Genomic DNA, 22,034 nt, shown 5'->3' on the forward strand with positions numbered 1-22,034 from the left:
CCACCCCCCACCCCGCCGTCGGGGCCCTCTCCCCGTCCCCCGTCCCTCGTTCGGGTTGCTTGGCGTCGCTCGGCGGACAAACCCGTAGAACCCCCGGCAGGGTGGTGCCATGTGTGCCGTGCCCACGCCGAACTCCCCGCCCCTCGCCGGAGGTCCGTCCGGACCGGCAGCCCTGCGCCCGCTCCTGGACACCGTCCTCACCGCACTCCACGACGGGGCCCTCACCCGCGGCGGCCCCCTGCCCGCCGGAGGGCCCGACGCCGTCGCCGCCCGCGTGCGCGAGGCCCTCGGCGAGGTCGTCCCCGACACCGGCACCGGCGCCGACGCCGCCCTCCACAGCCTCGTCCACGCCCTCGCCGCCGGCTCGGCGGACCCCGCGGACCCGCTCTGCGCCGCCCACCTCCACACCCCGCCGCTCGCCCTCGCCGCCGCCGCCGACCTCGCCGCCTCGGCGCTCAACCCCTCCATGGACTCCTGGGACCAGGCCCCCGCCGCCTCCGCCCTCGAAGCCCTGGTCACGCAAGCCCTCGCCGCCGAGGTCTACCCGGGCGCCTACCCGGACGCCCCCCGGCCCGACGCCCTCGTCACCACCGGCGGCACCGAGGCCAACCAACTGGCCCTGCTCCTCGCCCGCGAACGCCACGGCCCCGGACATCCCGTCCAGACCGTCGTCGGCGCCAACGCCCACCACTCCTTCCACCGCGCCGCCTGGCTCCTCGGCCTGCCCGAACCGGTCACCGTCCCCACCCCCAACGGCACCCTCGACCCCGTCGCCCTCGACGAGGCGCTCACCGACCTCCACGGCCCGCTCCTCGTCGCCGCGACCGCCGGCACCACCGACACCGGCCGCATCGACCCCCTCCCCGAGATCGCCGACCTCTGCGCCGCACACGGCGCCGAACTCCACATCGACGCCGCCTACGGCGGCCCACTCCTGTTCAGCGACGCCCGCCGCACCCTCCTGACCGGCCTCGACCGCGCCCGAACCGTCACCCTCGACCTGCACAAACTGGGCTGGCAACCGGTCGCCGCCGGACTCCTCGCCGTACGCGACGCCGCCGACCTGGCAGCCCTCAACCACACCGCCGACTACCTCAACGCCGACGACGACACCGAGGCCGGCCTGCCCGACCTCCTCGGCCGCTCCCTGCGCACCACCCGCCGCCCCGACATCCTCAAGACCGCGGTCACCCTCCGGGCCCTCGGCCGCACCGGCCTCGGCGCACTCGTCGACCAGTGCTGCGAGCTCGCCCAGCACCTCGCCGACCTCGTCGACAAGGCCCCCGGCCTCGAGCTGTACGAACGCCCCGCCCTCACCACCGTCCTGTTCCGGCCCACCGGAGCCGACGACACCCACGTCGCCGCGATCCGCCGCAGGCTCCTGACCGAAGGCCGCGCGGTCCTCGGCAGAGCCCACGAGGACGGCCGGCTCTGGCTCAAGGCCACCCTGCTCAACCCCCACGCCGGCCCCGGCGACCTCGACACCCTGATCACCCTCGTGGAAGGCGGCATCGACCGATGACCGGCAGCACACCCCAGCGCGACCCCGACCACCCCCACGATCTCGTGGGCGTCGGCATCGGCCCCTTCAACCTCTCCCTCGCCGCGCTCGCCCAAGGCGTCCCCGGCGGCCTCGCCACCGCTTTCTACGAACAGAACCCCGCCTTCCACTGGCACCCCGGCCTCCTCATCGACGGCGCCACCCTCCAGGTCCCCTTCCTCGCCGACCTCGTCACCCTCGCCGACCCCGCCAGCCCGTGGACGTTCCTCAACTACCTCCGCTCCAAGGACCGGCTCTTCCCCTTCTACTTCGCCGAGAAGTTCCACATCCAGCGCGCCGAGTACGACGCCTACTGCCGCTGGGTCAGCGCCCGGCTCCCCGGCCTGCACTTCGGCCACCAGGTCGACGCCGTCCGCTGGAACCCCGAACGCGCCCTGTTCGAGGTCGACTTCACCCAACTGGACCCCGACGGCGAGGCCGAGGCCCTCGGCCGCGCCTACGCCCGCAACATCGTCCTGGGCGTCGGCACCGAGCCGTACGTCCCCGAGCCGCTGAAGCCGCTCGCCGACGCCCCCGGAGTCCCCGTCCTCCACTCCGCCGACTACCTCGACCACCGCGACATGCTCCTCGCGGCCGACCACGTCACCGTCATCGGCTCCGGCCAGTCCGGTGCCGAAGTCTTCCTCGACCTGCTCCGAGCACGCCCCGCCGGCGCCGAGAAGATCCACTGGCTGGCCCGCACGGAGGCGTTCGCGCCGATGGAGTACTCCAAACTCGGCCTGGAGCACTTCACCCCCGACTACACCCGCTACTTCCACGCCCTGCCCGAGCGGGTACGCAACGACCTCATGCCCCGCCAATGGCAGCTGCACAAAGGCATCGACGCCGACACCATCGCCGCCATCCACGACGAGCTCTACCGCCGCACCCTCCACGGCGGCTGGCCCGACGCCGTCCTCACCCCCGGCGTCCAGGTCCGCACCGCCGGACGCGTCGCCACCACCAAGGTGGAACTCCACCTGGAGCACATCCAGCAGGCCACCCGCTCCCGGCTCACCACCGACGCCGTCGTCCTCGCCACCGGCTACCGCGAACGCCCCGTCGACCGGATGCTCGCCGGCCTCGACCCGTATCTGCGCCACGACTCCGCCGGACGCCCCCGCATCGACGACGCCTTCCGGCTCGTCCTCGACGACTCCGTCACCGGCTCCGTCTACGTCCAGAACGCCGAGAAACACACCCACGGCGTCGGCGCCCCCGACCTCGGGCTCGCCGCCTGGCGCAGCGCCACCATCCTCAACACCCTCACGGGCAAGGAGCCGTACCCGCTCCCGCGCCGCACCGCCTTCACCAGCTTCGGCCTGGAACGGCGAGAGGCGCCACGCATCCCGGCCCAGGGCCAGGCGCTGACGCCTCTCGCACAGACCTGAACTAGAAGACCGGCACCCCGTCCCGGGTCAGCTTCCAGCCCACCGAGGCGAACTGGCCCGGGTCGACCGTCCCCTTCGCCCGCACCCACTGGATGATCGTGTTACGGATCTCGTCCGAGTCCGCCCACAGCTGCGGGGCGCCCGCCACGTGCGGGAACGCGCCGCCGCCGCTCGCCCGGTAGTTGTTCACCGCCAGCACGAACCGCGCCGCCGGATCGACCGGCCGGCCGTCGAAGGACAGGTTCACGATCCGCGAACCGGCCGCCCGCGCGATGTCGATCTCGTACGTCAGGCCGTACACCGCGTCATAGTTGTAGTCCGGGATACCGCCCGCGTTCGTCAGCTTCGCGGGCTCCACCGGCGCGCCGGCCGGGGTCTGGACGTAGTACCTCGCCGAGAACTCCAGGTAGTCCTTCAGCTGCGCGCCCGTCAGCAGAAGCGCCTCCAGCGTGTTCTCGAACGGGTAGAGCCCGGCGGCGTCCCTGATGGTGACCTGACCGGCCGGGATCGCGGCGGTACGGGAGAAACAGGACGCCTGAGAGAGGACGGGAAGCGCGGCGTACTCGCCGCCCGCCAGCGCCGCCTTCACCGTCTCCGCCTGCACGTGGTTGATCAGGTCGATGATCGGCTCGTCCTTCCACGGCGCGTCGGCCGTGGCCATCGCGGCGGTCGAGGTGCCGATCACCTGGTTGACGTACGCGACGACCTTCTTGTGCTCGTCGGCGAGCAGCCCGGTGATCTCGGGGTCCTCCGCCACCGTGTTGGAGTTGAGGACCCGCGCGCCGACCTTCTCCACCGTCCAGCGGCCCTTGCTCCAGACCAGGTCGAAGTCGAACAGCGTCAGCCGCTGCCCCCACTTGAGCGGCTCCGACAGGACGACGTCCTGACCGGTCTCCCGGTTCTTCACCCGGTACTCCGGGATCTCGGTGTGGGCGTGCCCGACGAGGATCGCGTCGATGCCCGGGACCTGCTCGGCCACCAGCCCCGCCGCGTTCTCGATGTACGGCAGCTGGTCACCGTACGAGGAGGTGCCGCTGGAACCGGAGTGCGCCGAGACGACCACCACATCGGCGCCCATCGACCGCAGCTTCGGCACCCACTTCGCCGCCTGCTCCTCCAGGCCCGGGAACACCATCTTTCCGGACACGTTCGCCTTGTCCCAGATCGCGATGCCCGGGTTGGTCAGGCCCAGTACCGCGACCCTCACATCCCGGCCGTGCGGTGTCCGCAGCCGGTGCATGCTGTACGGCGGGAACGCGGGGCGCAGAGTCTTCGCGTCGAGCGCGTTGGCGCCGAGCAGCGGGAAGTCGCACTGCTCCTCGAACTTCCGCAGCACCGGAATGCCGTAGTTGAACTCGTGGTTGCCGAGCGCCGCCGCGTCGTAGCCGATGGCGTTCATGGCCTGCGCCATCGGGTGGACCGGACCGCCGGCCTGCGTGATCGGGTCGACCTTCGCGTAGTAGTACGACAGCTGGGTGCCCTGAATGGTGTCACCGGCGTCGATGAGCAGGGTGTTGCCCCTGCCCTTCTCCTCACGCACCTGGTTGACCAGCGTGGATATCTTCGCGAGACCGACGTCGTTGTGAGCCTTGTCGTCGAACTCCCTGTCCGTGAAGTAGTCCCAGTTGAAGACGTTGCCGTGGAGGTCGGTGGTGCCCATGACGGTGAAGGAGTACCGCTTGGCCGGCTTGGGGGGACGTCCCTGGGCCTGCGCGGGGGCGGCGACCCCCGTGGTGAGGGCGGCTCCGGCTCCGACGGCGACGGAGCTCTCCAGGAACGTCCGGCGGTTCAGCGGCATGTGATCTCCTCGGTGGTTCGATGGCGCACAACGCGCGTAGATTCTGGCTCAGACGCCACCTCCGCAACAGACCTTTCGGGTTACGGAGTGGGAAAGTGTTCCGGACCGCACCCGCCGGCCTCACGAGGGAGCCCGCAGTGACGACGACCGAACACCCGACCCCCGACGCCCCGCAGGTGGCCGTGCGCGGCGAGGCACGACTCGAGGTGGACCCGGAGATCGCCCGCATCGCCGTAACGGTCGCCGCACGCGGCACCGACCGGCGGGCCACCCTCACCGATCTGACCCGGCGCAACGCCCTCGCCGCCGAACTGGTCGGCTCCTACGGCGAAGCCGTCGAAAGACTGGAGACGGGTGCCTTCTCCATCGCTCCGGAGACCGGCCGCCACGGCCGCGGCGAACGGGTCCGCGCCTACCGGGGCGCGGTCCGCCTGACCGCCGAACTCAACGACTTCACCGCCCTCGGCGAACTGGTCACCCGCCTCGCCGACCTCGAACTCACCCGCGTCGAGGGGCCCTGGTGGGCACTGCGCCCGGAATCCCCGGCGTACGAAGAAGCGCGCCGCAAAGCGGTGGGGGAGGCGGTCGAACGCGCCCGCGCCTACGCGACGGCCCTCGGCACCAGCCTCGCCGCGCTCCTCGAACTCTCCGACACCGGCATGGCCCCGCCACCCGCCCTCATGGGCGGGGCACGCATGGCGTTCGCGGCGGAATCGATCGACGAGGCCCCGCCACTCGACCTCGAACCCCAGCGCCAGACCGTCACGGCCGAGGTCACCGCCCGCTTCACCATGCTTCCGCCGAAGCTCTGAAGCCCGAAGCCCTGCAGCGCTGAAGATCTGGATAGGCCTACCGCGGCGGCTCCGGCGGCGGGGGCAGCAGGGCGAACACCCGGCGCGCCTCCGCCTCGTGGGCCACCGCGATCGCGTCCAGCCCCTCACCGCTCAGCACCCGCTCCACCAGACGCCCGAACAGCACCCGCAGCGCCCCGCCCAACTGCGCGGCCTGGGCCAGCGGCGTGATGTCACCGGGCGGCCAGTCCACCGCGAGGGCGGCCGCCAGAGCCGCCTCCCGCTGCTCGTGGAACTCCCGCAGCCGCGCCAACAGCACCGGACTCTCCGTCAGCATCCGGGCGAACGGCTCCGGCGCGAACCCGATCACCGGGTCCCGCCGCTCCACCGCTGCCAGATAGTCCTCGGCCAGCGCCTCCACCGCCGGCACACCGGCCTCCCGCCCCGCCGCGACCGCCCGCGCCGCACCGGCCACGAACTCCTCGCTCAGGTCGAGGACCAGGTCCTCCTTGCGGGGGTAGTAGTTCGTGACCGTCATCTTGGCCACGCCCGCCGCCGTCGCGATCTCCGCGATCGTCACCCGGTCGAAGCCCCGCTCGACGAACAGCCGCGTCGCCGCGTCCGAGATCGCCTGCCGGGTCTGCTGCTTCTTCTGCTCCCGCAGCGTCTGTGCGCTCATGGACAACACCCTCTCATAGGTCGGTCCTAAATTTATGCTTGACCTATGGGGTAGGTCCAGCCTAAATTTAGGTCCATCACAACGAGAGCCTCCGCAGACCCGCCCCGAAAGGTCACCACGTGAACACCCGCACCCACACCCGCACCCACGAAGACGCCGACACCCTCCGCGACTACCTCCGCCAGATCGGCCGCATCCCCCTCCTCACCGCCGAACAGGAAGTCACCCTCGGGCTCCGCGTCCAGGCCGGCATCGCCGCCGAACAGCGCATCGCCGACACCGGCGTCCCCACCCCCGAACTCGAACACCTCTCCCGCGACGGCCGCCACGCCAAGGACCAGATGCTCGAAGCCAACCTCCGCCTCGTCGTCTCCCTCGCCAAACGCCAGACCGGCCGCGGACTGCCCCTCCTCGACCTCGTCCAGGAAGGCAACCTCGGCCTCCTCCGCGCCATCGAGAAGTTCGACCCCACCAAGGGCTTCAAGCTCTCCACCTACGCCACCTGGTGGATCAAGCAGGCCATGGGCCGCGCCCTCGCCGACCAGTCCCGCACCATCCGCGTCCCCGTCCACATGGTCGAGGAGATCAACCGACTCGCCCGTACGAAGCGAGAACTCGCCACCCGACTCGACCGGGACCCCACCGACCAGGAACTCGCCGCCGCCCTCGACGTCCCCGTCGCCCGCGTCGTCCAGGTCCGCGGCTACGACCGCACACCCGTCTCCCTCCACACCCCCCTCGGCGACGCCGACGGCGACGGCGAACTCGCCGACGTCATCCAGGACACCGCCACACCCGCCCCCGAAGACATCGTCGGCGCCGAACTCCTCAAGAAGCACCTCACCGCCGTCCTCGCCAAATTCACCGAGCGCGAAGCCGGAGTCATCGCCCTGCGCTACGGCCTCGACGGCGGCGACCCCCGCACCCTCGACGAGATCGGCAAGGTCTACGGCGTCACCCGCGAACGCATCCGCCAGATAGAAGCCAAGACCATGTCCAAACTGCGCCACCCCGCCCGCTCCAAGGGCCTGCGCGAATACCTCGCGTAAAACCGCTACGTGCTCATCGGAGCACCCCTGCGCACAAATTCAAGTCTTGTCAATAACCTTTCACGCAAAGGTTGTTGAACAGTCATGCCAGTCCACTTCTCTACCCGCCGGTAAGCCCTAGGCTCGAACCATGCGCCGAGCCAAAATCGTCTGCACCCTGGGCCCCGCCACCGACACATACGACCAGATCAAGGCATTGGTCGACGCCGGAATGGACGTCGCCCGCCTCAACCTCAGCCACGGCACCTACGCCGAACACGAGGAGCGCTACCACCGCGTCCGCAAGGCCTCCGACGAAACCGGCCGCAGCATCGGCATCCTCGCCGACCTTCAAGGTCCGAAGATTCGCCTCGGCCGCTTCCTCCACGGACCCGTACTCCTTGAACGCGGCGACACCTTCACCATCACCGTCGAACCCGTCGACGGCGACCGCCACATCTGCTCCACCACCTACGACGGACTCGCCGACGACGTCACCACCGGCGAACGCATCCTCGTCGACGACGGCCGCGTCACCCTCGAAGTCACCACCGTCGACGGCCCCCGCGTCCACACCCGCGTCATCGAAGGCGGCCTCGTCTCCGACCACAAAGGCCTCAACCTCCCCGGAGTCGCCGTCTCCGTCCCCGCCCTCTCCGACAAGGACATCGACGACCTCCGCTGGGCCCTGCGCACCGGCGCCGACGTCATCGCCCTCTCCTTCGTCCGCAGCGGACGCGACATCAAGGACGTCCACCGCATCATGGACGAGGAAGGCCGCCGCCTCCCCGTCATCGCCAAAATCGAAAAACCCCAAGCCGTCGACAACATCGACGACATCGTCGCCGCCTTCGACGGCATCATGGTCGCCCGCGGCGACCTCGGCGTCGAAATGCCCCTCGAACACGTCCCCATCGTCCAAAAACGCGCCATCAAACTCGCCAAGCGCAACGCCAAACCCGTCATCGTCGCCACCCAGATGCTCGACTCGATGATCGACAACTCCCGCCCCACCCGCGCCGAAGCATCCGACGTCGCCAACGCCGTCATCGACGGCACCGACGCCGTCATGCTCTCCGGCGAAACCAGCGTCGGCCGACACCCCGTCGAAACCGTCAAAACCATGAGCCGCATCGTCGAAGCCGCCGAAGAGGACATCCTCGCCAAAGGCCTCCCCCCACTCACCGACCGCAACAAACCCCGCACCCAAGGCGGCGCCGTCGCCCGCGCCGCCGCCGAAATGGGCGACTTCCTCGGCGCCAAATTCCTCGTCGCCTTCACCCAGTCCGGCGACACCGTCAAACGCCTCTCCCGCTACCGCTCCCCGATCCCCCTCCTCGCCTTCACCCCCGACCCCGCCACCCGCTCCCAACTCAACCTCACCTGGGGCGTCGAAACCTTCCTCGGCCCCCACGTCGACTCCACCGACGCCATGGTCGCCCAGGTCGACGAAGAACTCCTCCGCATCGGCCGCTGCCAGAAAGGCGACATCGTCGTCATCACCGCCGGCTCCCCACCCGGCGTCGCCGGCTCCACCAACCTCGTCCGCGTCCACCACATCGGCGAAGACGACGACCGCCCGAGAAACCCCTGACCCTCACGGCGTGACGATGGCGAAGTCCGGATCAGGCTTGTCCAGCACACCCAGCAACACCGTGAGCAGCGACGCATCACCCTCCACCGCGACCCCGCCGAGCCCCCTGCCCCCCAGCAGCGCCAGCAACTGCGGCTTCGTCATCGTCAACGTCACCCCCGCCCCCGGATCCCGCCGCCCACTCACGCGATACGTCAGCACACCGTTCACCAACCGCAGCCGTCGGCGGCACCAGCCCGACCGTCCCCAGCGACACGCTCTGACCGAGCCCACAACTGATCTGCCCCGCGGGTGACTTCCGCAGATGCGCCCCGTACATGTACCCGGCGCGACGCGTCATCGCCGTACCCGCGTACACGTTCTCCGAGACGGCGTGCTCCATGAATCCCGCCGGGCGCCAACACCGGCACCCCGCCCACCGCCCCCTCCGGCAACACGCCACGCGACCCCCCGAAGTGATCCACATGCGGATGCGTGTAGATCAGCCCGGTGACCTTCCGCTCCCCCCGGTGCGCCCGGTAGGGCCCGAGCGCGGCGGCGGCGTACGCGTCGTTGTCCCAGACGACCTTCCCGGCGGCGTCCTTCACCACCCCCGGCACGAGGGCGGCGATGAACCCGCGATCGGCATCAGCGAAGTCGTCCTGTGTACGAGGCTGGGCGGCAGCGGTGACGGGATTGAACGCAACGGCAGCGGCGGCGGCCCCGGCGGTGGCGGCGACGAAGGTACGGCGATTCATGGGCGTCATGCGAGGGAACGTCGCAGGCGGTCAGGGGTGCACGCTCAGGACTTGGCCCCCACATGAAGGTCCATGAGCGCGACGGACGCTTTGCGGGCGACCGAGATGTTCTGCGCGGTGCGCGGCTGGTTGGTGGCCTTCCACTCGACACCGACGAGGTCCAGGGCGGCGGTGAAGAGCCCGATGATGTCGGCGGACGAATTGGTGAAGAAGTACCGGGGATACTCGTACCGCTTGAGCCGCCCACCGATGACCTTCTCGGTCCAGTTGGTGATCCGACACCCGTCGGAGTGGATCAGCCCCCGGATGAACGCCCAGGGGTGTTCGCTCACGATCTGTCGCTGCCACGGTTCGAGGACGATGGGCCGCTCATGCTTCTTCCCCGGCCCGTGTTGCGGGAAGAGGCACTTCCAATGACGTCCGTAGCTGGTGACCATGACGCACCCCTGCTTCTGCAGGACACAGACGCTTCCTTCGGGCCGTACGGCCAGGATCGCCGTGCGGCAGGCCTCGATCAGGCTCGGCCAGGCATCCGCACACGCGATGCGGAGATGGTGGCCGCCTCGGGGGTGGTTGCTGATGCAGCCGTCGCCGAGATACAGCCCGAGCAGGTAGGAGTAGGTCGCCGTGTCATCGGGCAACCCCGGTAGCGGACGCCATCTCACGCATGGCACGGCGTGCGCGTTGACGCGGGGGAGCGGTTCAAGTCTGGTCTTCCAGGCCCGTAACGCGGCTCGGGAGATGCCTGTCCGCTTGCTGACGGAGTTGAGGCTGTGGCCGTCGGCGACGAGAGTCAGGGCGCGCTGACGCGTGTCAAGGTCGTACATGAATGCGAGCGTCGCGGAACGTCGGCCTCATACCCGCAGGCTTCGAACAGGTTCACCGATGTGAGTGAACGATCACCACGGGGGTCGTGACCATGGAATCGAAGGAAAGGTGCCCCGGGTCGGACTCGAACCGACACTGTGTGGGTTTTGAATCCACTGCCTGCTGCCAATTGGGCTACCGGGGCCCGCGAAATCAAAGGTTTCCTATGACCCGCTGCGCGTCCACCATACCGCAGCTAGGTAGGCTCATGGGGAGCAGCTTGCCCCGCAATGAGGAGCCCCCGTGACCGCCCCCGAGTCGCCCCAGCCCGCCGCAGACGACGTCGACGCGTCGCACGTTCCGCCGCTGACGACCCGTGTCGTCATCGCCGAGGACGAGGCCCTCATCCGCCTCGACCTCAAAGAGATGCTCGAAGAAGAGGGCTACTCGGTCGTCGGCGAGGCCGGTGACGGGGCCACCGCCGTCGAGCTTGCCCGTGAGCACCGCCCCGACCTGGTCATTCTCGATGTGAAGATGCCCGTTCTCGACGGGATCTCCGCCGCCGAGAAGATCGCCGGTGAGTCCATCGCCCCGGTCCTGATGCTGACCGCCTTCTCGCAGCGGGACCTCGTCGAGCGGGCGAGGGACGCCGGGGCCATGGCGTACCTGGTGAAGCCGTTCAGCAAGAGCGATGTCGTGCCGGCGATCGAGATGGCCGTGTCGCGTTTCGCGGAGCTGCGGGCGCTGGAGAAGGAGGTCGCCGACCTCTCCCAGCGGCTGGAGACGCGGAAGCTGGTGGACAGGGCGAAGAGCATCCTGCAGACGCAGTACGGGCTGACGGAGCCGGCGGCGTTCCGTTGGATTCAGAAGACGTCGATGGATCGGCGGATGTCGATGCAGCAGGTGGCGGAGGCGGTCATCGAGGACGCCGAGGAGAAGAAGGCGGCGAAGGGCCAGCAGTGACGCCGTAGGCCCGTAGGCCCGGTAGGACGAGAAGGAGGCCCGCTCCACAACGCTGTGGGGCGGGCCTCCTCGTTCTCGGAGCCGGGGGCTCAGTCCTCGCCGAGGTATGCCTTGCGGACGGATTCGTCGTGGAGGAGGTCTCGGCCGCTTCCGGAGAGGACGACCTTGCCGATCTCCATGACGTGGCCGTGGTCGGCGAGGGCGAGGGCGGCCTGGGCGTTCTGCTCGACGAGCAGGATGGTGGTGCCCTGGGCCTTGAGTTCGGCGATGGTCGCCATGATCTTCTGCATCATGATCGGGGAGAGGCCCATGGAGGGCTCGTCGAGCATGAGCAGTTTGGGCTGGGACATGAGGGCCCTGCCCATGGCGAGCATCTGCTGTTCGCCGCCGGAGAGGGTGCCCGCGGCCTGCTTTCGGCGTTCCCCGAGGATGGGGAAGAGGTCGTAGGCGCGCTGGACGTCCTTGTTGATGCCGGCGGTGTCTTTGCGGAGGAAGGCGCCGAGGAGGAGGTTCTCCTCGATGGTCATCCGGGGGAAGATGTGGCGGCCTTCGGGGGAGTGGGCGAGTCCGAGGGAGACGATCTTGTGTGCGGGTGTCTTCCGGAGGGACTTGCCTTCGAATTTGATCTGGCCGCCGACGGGCTTGAGGAGTCCGGAGAGGGTGCGGAGGGTGGTCGTCTTGCCGGCGCCGTTGGTGCCGATCAGGGTGACGACCTCGCCGGCTTCGACGGAGAACGAGATGCCTTTGACGGCCTCGATCTTGCCGTAGGCGACGCGCAGGTCCTCGACTTCGAGCAGTGCGGTCATGCGTCGTTCTCCTTGCCCGAACCGGGGGCCTTCGGGGTGTCGGCGGCCGCGGTTTCTGTGCTGTCCGTGGCGGCGTCGGTGGCCTCGTCGGCGTCGGAGGGCTCGGCGTCGGAGGGTTCGGCGTCGGCGGCGCCGGTGTCGGTCGCCTCCTCCGCGCTCGTCGCCTCCGCGCTTGCCTCTTCCGCTGCGGCCTCCGCCGCCTCGACCTCGGCCACCTCCTCCTCGCCGGGTGCGCCTTCGAAGGGCTCGCCGAGGTAGGCGGCGATGACCCTTTCGTCGCTCTGGACGGTCTGGCTGTCGCCTTCGAGGAGCTTCTCGCCCTGGACGAGTACGGCGACCCGGTCGCAGAGGTTGAAGATGAAGCGCATGTCGTGCTCGATGACGAGGACGGCGACGCCCATGTCCCGGATGGCGAAGATGAGTTCTTCGGCGGCCCGGGTCTCCTGCGGGTTCATGCCGGCGGTGGGCTCGTCCAGGAGGATGAGGCCGGGGTCGCTGGCGAGGGCGCGGGCGATTTCGAGCTTGCGCTGTTCGCCGTAGGGGAGGTTCTTGGCGAGGTGGTCGGCCTTGTGCTTGAGCCCGATGAAGTCGAGGAGTTCGAGGGCTCGGGTCTCCGCTTCGGCTTCGGCCTTCTTGAAGCGGGGGAGGCGGAGGAGGGCGGACCAGAGGCCTTCCTTCATCCGGGTGTGGCGGCCGACCAGGACGTTCTCCAGGACGGTCATGTTGTTGAAGAGCCGGATGTTCTGGAAGGTGCGGGCGATGCCTGCGTCGGTGACCTTGAAGGACTTGGGCGGCAGGACGTTGCCCTTGTAGCGGACTTCGCCTTCGGTGGGGATGTAGAGGCCGGTGAGGCAGTTGAAGAAGGTGGTCTTGCCGGCGCCGTTGGGGCCGATGAGACCGACGATCTCTCCGCTGTTGACGGTGAGGTTGACGTCGCGGACGGCGGTGAGGCCGCCGAAGCGCATGGTGACTCCGCGGGCGTCGAGCACGGGCTCGCGCTCGGGGACCGCCGGGGCGGTGTCCTTCGTCGTGGTGGTGGTGGTCATGGTTCAGGCACCTGCCTTGGCGAGCGTGGCGGGCGCTTCGGCGTTCTCGTGGAACTCGAGCTGGTTGCGCCGGTTGGCGATGATGCCTTCGGGGCGGAACCGCATGAGGAGGATCAGCGCGAGTCCGAAGGCGAGCAGCTGGTAGTCGCCCATGAACTGAAGCTTGTTGGGGATGAGGAAGAGCAGTGCCGCGCCGACCAAGGGGCCGCTCATGGTGCCCATGCCGCCGAGGACGACGGCTGCGAGCAGGAAGGCGGAGTTGGGCGGGATGGGTCCGGCGAAGAGGTACTGCTCGGGTGTCACGGTGTAGGTGACGTGTGCCTGGACGGTGCCGGCGACGCCGGCGAGGGTGGCGCCGAGGGCGAAGGCGATGAGTTTGACGCGGAAGCCGTTGATGCCCATGGCGAGCGCGGCGGTCTCGTCCTCGCGGATGGCGACCCAGGCGCGGCCGATGCGGGAGTTGCCGCTGCGTCGGAAGACGAGGACGACGACCGCCATGATCAGCAGCATGAGGAAGAAGTAGTTGGCGAAGCGTCCGATGGTGAATCCGGCGATGGAGTGTTCCACGCCGAGGTCGAATCCGAAGATGTTGAGGTTCGGGATGGACGCGATGCCGTTGGAGCCGTTGGTGATGTCGGGGCCGGAGGTGCCGTCCGTGTTCATCATGGTGATGCGGAAGATCTCGCCGAAGCCGAGGGTGACGATGGCGAGGTAGTCGCCGCGCAGCCGCAGGGTCGGGGCGCCGATGAGGACGCCGAAGACGAGGGAGGCGCCGGCGCCGACGAGGACGGCCGCCCAGAAGGGGAGGTGGATGCCGAGGGGGGAGGTCGGCGCGCCGGAGACGAGCGCGGCGGCGTAGGCGCCGACGCCGAGGAAGGCGACGTAACCGAGGTCGAGGAGGCCGGCGAGGCCGACGACGATGTTCAGGCCGAGTGCCACCGTCGCGAAGATCAGGATGTAGACGCCGATGGTGGCGTACTGGTCGTCGGTCTGGGTGAAGGGGAAGAGGGCGGCGGCGATGAAGGCGCCGGCGATGGTGAGGTTCTGGTGCTTCCCGGTGAGCTGGGTGGCCTGCTGGATGAGGCCGGACTTGGTGAGCGCGGCGAAGCCGAAGCCGGCCGTGATCAGGAAGCCGATGAACAGCTCGTCGTACTCGGTGCCGATGCCGTAGGTGAAGACGCCGAGGCCGGTGGCGAGGATGCCGGTGATGATGAGGATCTCGACGGCGGAGGGCAGCGGGCGCAGGGGGCGGGCCTGGCCGGAGGCGAAGGCGGCCTTGAAGGTCTGCAGGTCGTTGGAGATCCGGTGCTTGAACTGCGACCAGCTGTCGTCCTCGGGGTCCACGGGGTGGAGTTCGGGACGTTCGAAGGGCAGGGCCAGTGCGCCGATCAGGGTGAGGAGGGTGGCGACGCCGACGACGGCGCCTCCGGGCTCCAGGTTGATCGGGCCGCCGAGGGTGACGCTGATCGCGATGATCGTGTACCAGGCGGTGGCGAAGGAGGCGAGTGCGGAGAACTTGAGGGCCGCGTCGGCGCCGGCCGGGGTGAGCCAGCGGGTGCCCTTGACTCCGTACGAGGAGAGGCTGAGGAGGACGGTGAGCAGGCCGGTGACGAGGACCTGCCACTGGAGGCCGCCCGGGTAGCCGTAGACGGTGAGGTCGCCGGGGAAGGCGGCCGTCCAGGTCCAGGAGAGGAAGCAGCTGACCACGGTGAGCGCGCCGCCGCCGAGGATGAGGGCCCGGGCGGTGGTGACGGGGACGGGGATGAGTCCGGTCGCCTTGGTGGGCGTGGGCTCGGGTGCGGCGGGGGCCGTCGTGTTCTTGGAAGTTGTGGTCATGGTGGTCACGCCCTGTCCGCGACGCGCTCGCCCAGCAGGCCCTGGGGCCTGAGGAGGAGGACGACGATGAGGAGTACGAACGCCCAGACGTCGGCCCAGGACTGGCCGCCGAGCTGCTGCATGCCGGGGATGTGGTTGATGTAGGCGGTGGCCATGGTCTCGGCGATGCCGAGGACGAGGCCGCCGATCATGGCGCCGTAGATGTTGCCGATGCCGCCGAGGACTGCGGCGGTGAACGCCTTGAGTCCGAGGAGGAAGCCCATCCTGTAGTCGATCTGGCCGTACTTGAGGCCGTAGGCGACGGCTCCGACGGCGGCGAAGGAGGCGCCGAGTGCGAACGCGATCACGATGATGCGGTCGGTGTTGACGCCCATGAGGCGCGCGGTGTCCGGGTCCTGGGCCGTGGCCTGCATGCCGCGCCCGAGGCGGGTGCGCATGACGAAGAAGGCGAGGAAGGCCATGCAGATCGGGGAGGCGATGACGAGGAAGATGTCACCGGTTCCGATGGTGAGCGGGCCGAGCTCGATCGGGCCGCCGGGGATCTGCGGGAAGATGCGGGCGGACTTCGCTTCGGGGTACCACTGCCAGACGGCCTGCTGGAGGGCGAGCGAGAGGCCGATGGCCGTGATGAGCGGGGCGAGCTTGGGCCCGCCGCGCAGTGGCCGGTAGGCGAAGCGTTCGGCGCCGACGGCTATGGTCGTGGCGACCAGGATGGCGCCGATGATCATGAGGGGGAGTGCGACCCAGAGGCTGGTGCCTCCGGGGAGCATGAGCCAGACCGTCAGGGCCCCGAAGCCGCCGGTCATGAAGATCTCGCCATGGGCGAAGTTGATGAGCTGGACGATGCCGTAGACCATCGTGTAACCAACGGCGACCAGCCCGTACATGGATCCCAGTAGCAGGCCGTTGACCAGCTGCTGCGGCAGTTCGTTCACCGCATTGTCCTCCGAGACTTTCGACGGATGTGACACCGCGCGGGGCGCTTGGTGCGGCGCCCCGCGCGGCGAAGGTGGTGCTGGGTGGTGAGGGGTGGGGCGGATCAGCCGCCGAAGGTGCCGGACTCGAGGGGCTTGTGGGCACCGTTCTGGACGCCGTACACGGTCAGCTGCTTGTTGGTGGTGTCGCCGAACTCGTCGAAGGAGACCTTGCCGGAGACGCCTTCGAAGGAGATGGTCTGCATCGCTTCGACGATCTTGGCGCGGGAGTCGGAGGGCAGCTTGCCGCCGTTGGCGTCCGCGACCTTCTTGACGGCCTCGATGATGGCCCAGGTCGAGTCGTAGGAGTAGCCGCCGTACGCCTCGTACGCGTCCTTGTAGTTCTCGGCCTTGTAGTTGGCGAGGAACTCCTTGGCGGACGGGAGGGTCTCGATCGGCGCGCCGACGGAGGTGGCGATGTCGCCGTTGGCGGCGGCGCCGCCGAGCTTGATGTATTCGGCGCTGTAGAGCGCGTCGCCGCCGACGACGACGACCTTGGCGCCGGCTTCCTTGATCTGCTTGGTCAGCGGGCCGCCGGCCGGGTACTCGCCGCCGTAGTAGACGACGTCGGCGCCGGAGCTCTTGACCTTGGTCGCGACGGCGCTGAAGTCCTTGGTGTCGGGGTTGACGTGCTCGGTGCCGACGACCTTGCCGCCGAGCTTCTCGAACTCACCCTTGAAGGTGGCGGCGAGGCCGGCGCCGTAGGTCTTCTTGTCGTCGATGATGAAGGCCTTGGTCTTCTTGGCCTTGTTGACGACGTACTGGGCGGCGAACGGGCCCTGGATGGCGTCGGTGGTGGCGGTGCGGAAGTAGGTCTTGTAGGTCCGCTTCTTCTCACCGGTGTTCCACTTGGGGCCCTGGCTGAGCGCGGGGTTGGTGTTGGCCGGGGAGACCTGCACCAGGTTCGCGTCCTCGAAGACCTTCTGCATCGACTCGGCGACGGAGGAGTTCAGGGGGCCGACGACGCCGAGGACCTCCTTGTTCGCGACCAGCTTGGTGGCGTTCTGCTGGCCGGCGGAGGGCTGGGCCTGGTCGTCGAGGGCTTCGAGTTTGAAGGTGATGCCCTTGACGTACTGCTTCTTGTTGGCCTGCTTGACCGCGAGGTCGGCGGAGTTCTTGATGCCGAGGCCGAGGGCGGAGAGGTCGCCGGTCAGGGGCGCGTCGAGGCCGATGACGACGGTCGTGCCGCCGGCGGCGTCGCCGCCCTTGTCGTCGCGCGACCCGCAGGCGGTGAGGGTGAGTGCTCCCGCGGTGATCGCGGTGGTGAGGATGAGCAAGGAACGGTGTCGCACGAAGAATCCTTTCCCTGGCGCGGCCCCCTCGAACTGAGGCGGTGCCGATGAAGCTGTGGCGAGAGGTGCCGTGGTGAGTGCCGGGCCGTACTGGGGTGACGGGTGATGCGGGGTCGTGCAGTGGACGCGCCCGGCGGCGCGGTGACTGGCGGTGACTCTAAGCGCAGGTGGAGGAGGTGGGGAGCGCCGAGGTCAGGATGTGACTGTCTTGTTATCGCGAGGGGGAGAGGAGGTGGACAGCGGGTGGGCAAATTGGGGCATAACGGTCGGTGACGGGGTGTTCACATAGTGAGAACGCGCAGTTCCGCTCAGGGGCTTGAGCTGATCTTGCACCTGTCGGGGCGGGGTGGAGGGTGTCCGGATAGCGGACAGGGGCTCAAATCTGAGCGGACGGAGGGCTGAGCCTCTCACTCCGCTTCCGGATTGCGCGGATGTTACGCAGTGTTACGGCGCGCGGGGCCGGGAGGTCCCCGGCCTTGGCCCTGGCCTCGCGCCGTCGCGTCGCTCGTCGCGGGAAGGCCGACGGCCAGGACCGCGCGAGAGGCGGTCCTGGCCGGCGTGTGGGGCGACAGCGCCATGGGCGCCACGCTAGGGGAGGGTGGGGCGTGGACACAACAGCCCCAGTGGTTACGGCAGTTGTGTGAACGGCTGCAGGAAGTCGCGGGCGCCGGGCGTGTCGAGGCGGTAGACGACATTCGTGGCGTAACAGGGCGTGTCGCCCGTGATGGTGGTGGCGACCAGGGTCCGCTTCCCGTTCAGCGTGGCGAAGTTCGGGCCGCCCGAATCGCCGTAACAGGCGCCGCCGTTGCCCTGCGGGGCGGTCATGGAGAGCCGGAGCCAGGCGTCGTTGAGGGCGTTGAAGGTGACGGGTGCCTTCAGCCGGACGCCGCCGCCGGGGTGGGTGTGCCCGCCCGGGCCGCGCCGGGCCTCCTGGGTGCCGTAACCGGCGACGACGAAGGAGGTGTCGTTCAGGCCCTGCGGGCCGAGCGCCGCGAGCGCGCCGGCCGCGGGCAGCGCGGCCGGTGTGAAGGACCAGCGCTCCTTCAGCTTCGCCGCCGGGAGCTGGACCACCGAGATGTCATGGGTGTCGGAGGCCGGGCCGGGGTAGGCCGGGTGGTTGTGCGCGGTGCCCTCGACGGCCACGGCCCTGGCCACGGCGGACGGGTCGCCCGGGTGCTCGGCGGCGGCCTTGTCGAGGCCTCCCTGCACGTCCTGGTCGAGGGAGACGTAGAACCGCACGTTCTCCGGCCAGTCGGTGGTGCAGTGCGCCGCGGTCAGGAAGGTGTCCGCGTCGATCATGGTGCCGGAACAGACCCAGTCGACCCGGTCGGGCGTGGCCGGGTCGCCGTCGTTGTCCCAGGTCGCGACCAGCGCGCCGACCTCGGTGCGCTCGGGTGCGGGGGTCGCGTTGTACGAGTTGATCGCTGCGGACGGGATCGCGGTGGCGAGAACGGCAGCGCAGGCCGCGGCGGCGACTGCGCTCGCCACGGTCGTGGTGCGTACGGCGGTCAAGAAGAACCCCTCGGTGTGTGAGTGGAACCGTTGGAACCGGTGTTCTCCTGTGGGGGAGGTTCGTCAGTGAAGCGGGTGCGGCCCGGCGGGGCAAGAGGGTCCGGAGACATCGCAGTTGGGCCGGGTACGACGGCGGCCCGGGACGGGGGTACGACGGCGGCCCGGGACGGAGGAGCCGTCCCGGGCCGTGGTCGGGTGCGTGTACGGTCAGGCGCCCGCGGGTGCGCCCGCCCCGGTGTCCGGGACGTTCGCCGCGTCCTTCGCCGTGACCTCGCGGAGCATGCAGGTCAGCCGGGCCGTGCAGACCCGCTTGTCGTGCTCGTCGGTGATCACGATCTCGTACGTGGCCGTGGAGCGCCCGCGGTGGACGGGCGTCGCCACACCCGTCACCAGGCCGCTGCGGACCCCGCGGTGGTGGGTGCAGTTCAGGTCCACGCCGACGGCGATCTTGGAGACGCCGCCGTGCAGCATCGAGCCGATCGAGCCCAGCGTCTCGGCGAGCACCGCGGAGGCGCCGCCGTGCAGCAGTCCGTACGGCTGGGTGTTGCCCTCCACCGGCATCGTGCCGACGACCTTCTCCGCCGAGGCCTCGACGATCTGCACGCCCATCCGGTTGCCGAGGTGCCCGGCCGAGAAGAGAGCGGGAAGGTCCACGCCGAGCGCGGCGTACTCCTCGATGACTTCCGGCGGGAACTTCACGTGCTGCTGCTCACCCATCGGCCCGGCTCCGTTCGTCTTCGTACGGCTGCTGATCCACTGATCCGCCCGATCAGCCAGCTGATCACCTGATCGCCTGAGCAAACGCTTAGGCGGAGTGTGATTGTTCCAGACGCACGATGACGGACTTGCTGGCGGGGGTGTTGCTGACGTCCGCCGTGGACTCCAGCGGTACGAGGACGTTCGTCTCCGGGTAGTACGCAGCCGCGCAGCCGCGGGCCGTCGGATAGTGCACGACCCGGAAGCCCGGCGCCCGCCGCTCGCTGCCGTCCTTCCACTCGCTCACCAGGTCCGTGTACGCCCCGTCCGCCAGGCCCAGCGCCGCCGCGTCCTCGGGGTGGACCAGGACGACGCGGCGGCCGCCCTTGATGCCGCGGTAGCGGTCGTCGAGGCCGTAGATCGTGGTGTTGTACTGGTCGTGCGAGCGCAGGGTCTGCAGCAGCAACCGGCCCTCCGGGACCCGCGGGTACTCGACGGGCGCGGCGGTGAAGTTGGCCTTGCCGGTGGCCGTGGGGAAGCGCCGCTCGTCACGCGGGGCGTGCGGGAGCGCGAAGCCGCCCGGGTTCGCGGCGAGCCGGGCGTTGAAGTCGTCGAATCCCGGCACCACGCGCGCGATGCGGTCGCGGATCGTGGCGTAGTCCTTCTCGAACTCCTCCCAGGGGGTGGCCGACTCCGGTCCGAGCACGGCCCGCGCCATCCGGGCCACGATCGCCGGCTCGGAGAGCAGGTGCGGGCTCGCGGGCGGCAGGTTGCCCCGCGAGGCGTGCACCAGGCCCATCGAGTCCTCCACCGTCACGAACTGCTTGCCGGAGGCCTGGACGTCCTTGTCGGTGCGCCCGAGCGTCGGCAGGATCAGCGCGCGCGTGCCCGTGACCGCGTGCGAGCGGTTCAGCTTGGTCGAGACGTGGACGGTCAGCCGGGCGCGGCGCATCGCCGCCTCCGTGACCTCCGTGTCGGGTGTGGCCCCGACGAAGTTGCCGCCCATGGCGAAGAAGACCTTCGCCTCGCCGTCGCGCAGCGCCTGGATGGAGCGGACGACGTCGAAGCCGTGGTGGCGCGGCGAGACGATCCCGAACTCCTTGTCCAGGGCGTCGAGGAAGGCGGGCGCGGGCCGCTCGAAGATCCCCATCGTGCGGTCGCCCTGCACGTTCGAGTGGCCGCGGACCGGGCAGACGCCGGCGCCGGGGCGGCCGATGTTTCCGCGCAGGAGAAGGAAGTTGACCACCTCGCGGATGGTCGGCACGGAGTGCTTGTGCTGGGTGAGCCCCATCGCCCAGCAGACGATGGTCCGCTGCGAGGCGAGGACCATCTCCAGGGCCCGCTCGATCTCGGCGCGGGTCAGTCCGGTGGCGGCGAGCGTCTCGTCCCAGTCGGCCGCGCGCGCGGCGGCGGTGAACTCCTCGTACCCGTGCGTGTGTTCCCGTACGAACTCCTCGTCGACGGCGCCTTCGGTCTCCAGGACCAGCTTGTTGAGCAGCCGGAAGAGGGCCTGGTCGCCGCCGATGCGGATCTGCAGGAAGAGGTCGGTGAGCGAGGCGCCCTTGAGCATGCCGTGCGGGGTCTGCGGGTTCTTGAACTTCTCCAGGCCGGCCTCGGGCAGCGGGTTGACCGAGATGATCCGGGCGCCCGCGGCCTTGGCCTTCTCCAGGGCGGAGAGCATCCGGGGGTGGTTCGTCCCCGGGTTCTGGCCGGCCACGATGATCAGGTCCGCCTGGTGCAGGTCCTCCAGGGAGACGCTGCCCTTGCCGATCCCGATGGTCTCGTTCAGCGCCGAACCGGACGACTCGTGGCACATGTTGGAGCAGTCCGGCAGATTGTTCGTGCCGAACTCGCGGGCGAAGAGCTGGAGCAGGAACGCGGCCTCGTTGCTGGTCCGGCCCGAGGTGTAGAAGAGCGCCTCGTCGGGGGAGGAGAGGGCGCGCAGCTCCTCGGCGATGATCGCGAACGCCCGCTCCCAGGTCACCGCCTCGTACCGCTCGGCGCCCTCCGGCAGATACATGGGCTGGGTGATGCGGCCCTGCTGCCCCAGCCAGTAGCCGCTGCGGCCGGCCAGGTCGGAGAGGGGATGGGTGGCGAAGAAGTCGGGCGTCACCCGGCGCAGGGTCGCCTCCTCGGCGACCGCCTTCGCGCCGTTCTCGCAGAACTCCGCCACATGCCGCTTGTCGGCCTCCGGCCAGGCGCAGCCGGGACAGTCGAAGCCGTCCTTCTGATTGACCTTGAGCAGGGTCCGCGCGGTACGCCGCACGCCCATCTGCGCCTGCGCGATCTTGAGGGTGTGCCCGACGGCGGGGAGTCCGGCGGCCGCGTGCTGGGGCGGCGCGACCTGCGGCGCGTCCTGGACCGGGTCGCCTGCGGGCGGCTTGCTGACCATCGCGCTCTCCCTTGAGCGGTAATCCTGTGGCGTACGTCTCCGATCCTGTCACGGACCACCGACAGCGGGTGCCCGCGACCGGGCGAGGACGGGATTGTCAGCGGTCCGTGGCAGGATCGTGTGCGTGGCCGAGACAGCATCGAAGAAGACCG

At 69.6% G+C, this 22,034-nt stretch carries 17 protein-coding genes, 1 tRNA gene and 2 pseudogenes; 6 read left to right on the forward strand and 14 right to left on the reverse strand.

Translation table 11 applies throughout. The features are described from left to right. Positions 1 to 109: 109 nt before the first annotated feature. Together ACF06X_RS04915 and ACF06X_RS04920 are read left to right on the forward strand one after the other, a co-directional pair. The gene (locus tag ACF06X_RS04915) at positions 110 to 1,522 is read left to right on the forward strand and encodes a pyridoxal phosphate-dependent decarboxylase family protein (protein ID WP_392285732.1); all 1,413 of its coding nucleotides are present in this window, start codon (positions 110 to 112) and stop codon (positions 1,520 to 1,522) included. Continuing rightward, entirely contained in the window at positions 1,519 to 2,931 is a 1,413-nt protein-coding gene (locus tag ACF06X_RS04920) for a lysine N(6)-hydroxylase/L-ornithine N(5)-oxygenase family protein (protein WP_392285733.1), read from the forward strand. Before ACF06X_RS04915 ends, ACF06X_RS04920 begins: the two co-directional genes overlap by 4 nt. 1 nt (position 2,932) lies before the next feature. Here ACF06X_RS04920 and ACF06X_RS04925 read toward each other — a convergent pair whose 3' ends face one another. Next, on the reverse strand, positions 2,933 to 4,729 hold the full coding sequence (locus tag ACF06X_RS04925) for a bifunctional metallophosphatase/5'-nucleotidase (RefSeq protein WP_392285734.1): 1,797 nt from the start codon (positions 4,727 to 4,729) through the stop codon (positions 2,933 to 2,935). A gap of 137 nt (positions 4,730 to 4,866) precedes the next feature. On the opposite strand from ACF06X_RS04925, the gene ACF06X_RS04930 reads away from it, so the two are divergent. Continuing rightward, positions 4,867 to 5,541: an SIMPL domain-containing protein gene (locus tag ACF06X_RS04930; protein WP_392285735.1), complete on the forward strand. Its 675-nt coding sequence runs from the start codon at positions 4,867 to 4,869 to the stop codon at positions 5,539 to 5,541. A gap of 37 nt (positions 5,542 to 5,578) precedes the next feature. Here the strand turns inward: ACF06X_RS04930 and ACF06X_RS04935 are convergent, their stop codons facing one another. Beyond that, the gene (locus ACF06X_RS04935; RefSeq protein ID WP_392285736.1) at positions 5,579 to 6,199 is read right to left on the reverse strand and encodes a TetR/AcrR family transcriptional regulator; all 621 of its coding nucleotides are present in this window, start codon (positions 6,197 to 6,199) and stop codon (positions 5,579 to 5,581) included. A gap of 155 nt (positions 6,200 to 6,354) precedes the next feature. On the opposite strand from ACF06X_RS04935, the pseudogene ACF06X_RS04940 reads away from it, so the two are divergent. Together ACF06X_RS04940 and pyk are read left to right on the forward strand one after the other, a co-directional pair. After that, a pseudogene (locus tag ACF06X_RS04940) lies at positions 6,355 to 7,248 on the forward strand (RNA polymerase sigma factor); the annotation flags it as partial. Positions 7,249 to 7,378: 130 nt separating this feature from the next. Then, entirely contained in the window at positions 7,379 to 8,821 is a 1,443-nt protein-coding gene (gene pyk, locus ACF06X_RS04945; RefSeq protein ID WP_392285737.1) for a pyruvate kinase, read from the forward strand. A 3-nt stretch (positions 8,822 to 8,824) separates the two neighbouring features. On the opposite strand, the gene ACF06X_RS04950 is transcribed toward pyk, so the two are convergent. The 4 genes and pseudogenes from ACF06X_RS04950 to ACF06X_RS04965 form a co-directional block, all read right to left on the reverse strand. Further along, positions 8,825 to 9,094, reverse strand: a complete 270-nt coding sequence (locus tag ACF06X_RS04950; protein ID WP_392285738.1) for an alkyl sulfatase C-terminal domain-containing protein — start codon at positions 9,092 to 9,094, stop codon at positions 8,825 to 8,827. Then, positions 9,042 to 9,567: pseudogene (locus ACF06X_RS04955) on the reverse strand (MBL fold metallo-hydrolase); the annotation flags it as partial. The pseudogene ACF06X_RS04955 and the gene ACF06X_RS04950, both read right to left, overlap by 53 nt. 35 nt (positions 9,568 to 9,602) lie before the next feature. Then, on the reverse strand, positions 9,603 to 10,385 hold the full coding sequence (locus ACF06X_RS04960) for a transcriptional regulator (protein WP_392285739.1): 783 nt from the start codon (positions 10,383 to 10,385) through the stop codon (positions 9,603 to 9,605). A 110-nt stretch (positions 10,386 to 10,495) separates the two neighbouring features. After that, positions 10,496 to 10,570 (reverse strand) — tRNA-Leu (locus ACF06X_RS04965). A 98-nt stretch (positions 10,571 to 10,668) separates the two neighbouring features. On the opposite strand from ACF06X_RS04965, the gene ACF06X_RS04970 reads away from it, so the two are divergent. After that, entirely contained in the window at positions 10,669 to 11,328 is a 660-nt protein-coding gene (locus tag ACF06X_RS04970) for an ANTAR domain-containing response regulator (RefSeq protein WP_158986316.1), read from the forward strand. Between the two features lie 89 nt (positions 11,329 to 11,417). On the opposite strand, the gene ACF06X_RS04975 is transcribed toward ACF06X_RS04970, so the two are convergent. The 8 genes from ACF06X_RS04975 to ACF06X_RS05010 form a co-directional block, all read right to left on the reverse strand. Further along, positions 11,418 to 12,134, reverse strand: a complete 717-nt coding sequence (locus ACF06X_RS04975) for an ABC transporter ATP-binding protein (protein ID WP_158986314.1) — start codon at positions 12,132 to 12,134, stop codon at positions 11,418 to 11,420. Beyond that, the gene (locus ACF06X_RS04980; protein WP_392285740.1) at positions 12,131 to 13,180 is read right to left on the reverse strand and encodes an ABC transporter ATP-binding protein; all 1,050 of its coding nucleotides are present in this window, start codon (positions 13,178 to 13,180) and stop codon (positions 12,131 to 12,133) included. Before ACF06X_RS04980 ends, ACF06X_RS04975 begins: the two co-directional genes overlap by 4 nt. A gap of 3 nt (positions 13,181 to 13,183) precedes the next feature. Then, the gene (locus ACF06X_RS04985) at positions 13,184 to 15,016 is read right to left on the reverse strand and encodes a branched-chain amino acid ABC transporter permease (protein ID WP_392285741.1); all 1,833 of its coding nucleotides are present in this window, start codon (positions 15,014 to 15,016) and stop codon (positions 13,184 to 13,186) included. Between the two features lie 5 nt (positions 15,017 to 15,021). Next, positions 15,022 to 15,951 carry a branched-chain amino acid ABC transporter permease gene (locus ACF06X_RS04990; protein WP_392285742.1) on the reverse strand — a complete coding sequence of 310 codons (930 nt, stop codon included), beginning with the start codon at positions 15,949 to 15,951 and terminating at the stop codon, positions 15,022 to 15,024. Between the two features lie 104 nt (positions 15,952 to 16,055). Beyond that, positions 16,056 to 17,282 (reverse strand): branched-chain amino acid ABC transporter substrate-binding protein, encoded by a 1,227-nt coding sequence (locus ACF06X_RS04995; protein ID WP_392285743.1) that lies wholly within the window; start codon positions 17,280 to 17,282, stop codon positions 16,056 to 16,058. A gap of 627 nt (positions 17,283 to 17,909) precedes the next feature. Next, positions 17,910 to 18,794 (reverse strand): trypsin-like serine protease, encoded by an 885-nt coding sequence (locus ACF06X_RS05000; RefSeq protein ID WP_392285744.1) that lies wholly within the window; start codon positions 18,792 to 18,794, stop codon positions 17,910 to 17,912. 207 nt (positions 18,795 to 19,001) lie between these two features. Further along, positions 19,002 to 19,511, reverse strand: a complete 510-nt coding sequence (locus ACF06X_RS05005) for a PaaI family thioesterase (RefSeq protein WP_392285745.1) — start codon at positions 19,509 to 19,511, stop codon at positions 19,002 to 19,004. Positions 19,512 to 19,599: 88 nt separating this feature from the next. Then, positions 19,600 to 21,882 carry an FdhF/YdeP family oxidoreductase gene (locus ACF06X_RS05010; RefSeq protein WP_392285746.1) on the reverse strand — a complete coding sequence of 761 codons (2,283 nt, stop codon included), beginning with the start codon at positions 21,880 to 21,882 and terminating at the stop codon, positions 19,600 to 19,602. Positions 21,883 to 22,034: the final 152 nt, after the last annotated feature.

Origin of the sequence: Streptomyces sp. NPDC015346 (assembly GCF_043078785.1) — a bacterium.
Taxonomy (GTDB): domain Bacteria; phylum Actinomycetota; class Actinomycetes; order Streptomycetales; family Streptomycetaceae; genus Streptomyces.

Coding starts and splice junctions, on each gene's coding strand:
- ACF06X_RS04915 (WP_392285732.1), top strand. CDS start 110: ATGTGTGCCGTGCCCACGCCGAACTCCCCGCCCCTCGCCGGAGGTCCG.
- ACF06X_RS04920 (WP_392285733.1), top strand. CDS start 1,519: ATGACCGGCAGCACACCCCAGCGCGACCCCGACCACCCCCACGATCTC.
- ACF06X_RS04925 (WP_392285734.1), bottom strand. CDS start 4,729: ATGCCGCTGAACCGCCGGACGTTCCTGGAGAGCTCCGTCGCCGTCGGA.
- ACF06X_RS04935 (WP_392285736.1), bottom strand. CDS start 6,199: ATGAGCGCACAGACGCTGCGGGAGCAGAAGAAGCAGCAGACCCGGCAG.
- pyk (WP_392285737.1), top strand. CDS start 7,379: ATGCGCCGAGCCAAAATCGTCTGCACCCTGGGCCCCGCCACCGACACA.
- ACF06X_RS04960 (WP_392285739.1), bottom strand. CDS start 10,385: ATGTACGACCTTGACACGCGTCAGCGCGCCCTGACTCTCGTCGCCGAC.
- ACF06X_RS04975 (WP_158986314.1), bottom strand. CDS start 12,134: ATGACCGCACTGCTCGAAGTCGAGGACCTGCGCGTCGCCTACGGCAAG.
- ACF06X_RS04980 (WP_392285740.1), bottom strand. CDS start 13,180: ATGACCACCACCACCACGACGAAGGACACCGCCCCGGCGGTCCCCGAG.
- ACF06X_RS04985 (WP_392285741.1), bottom strand. CDS start 15,016: ATGACCACAACTTCCAAGAACACGACGGCCCCCGCCGCACCCGAGCCC.
- ACF06X_RS05005 (WP_392285745.1), bottom strand. CDS start 19,511: ATGGGTGAGCAGCAGCACGTGAAGTTCCCGCCGGAAGTCATCGAGGAG.
- ACF06X_RS05010 (WP_392285746.1), bottom strand. CDS start 21,882: ATGGTCAGCAAGCCGCCCGCAGGCGACCCGGTCCAGGACGCGCCGCAG.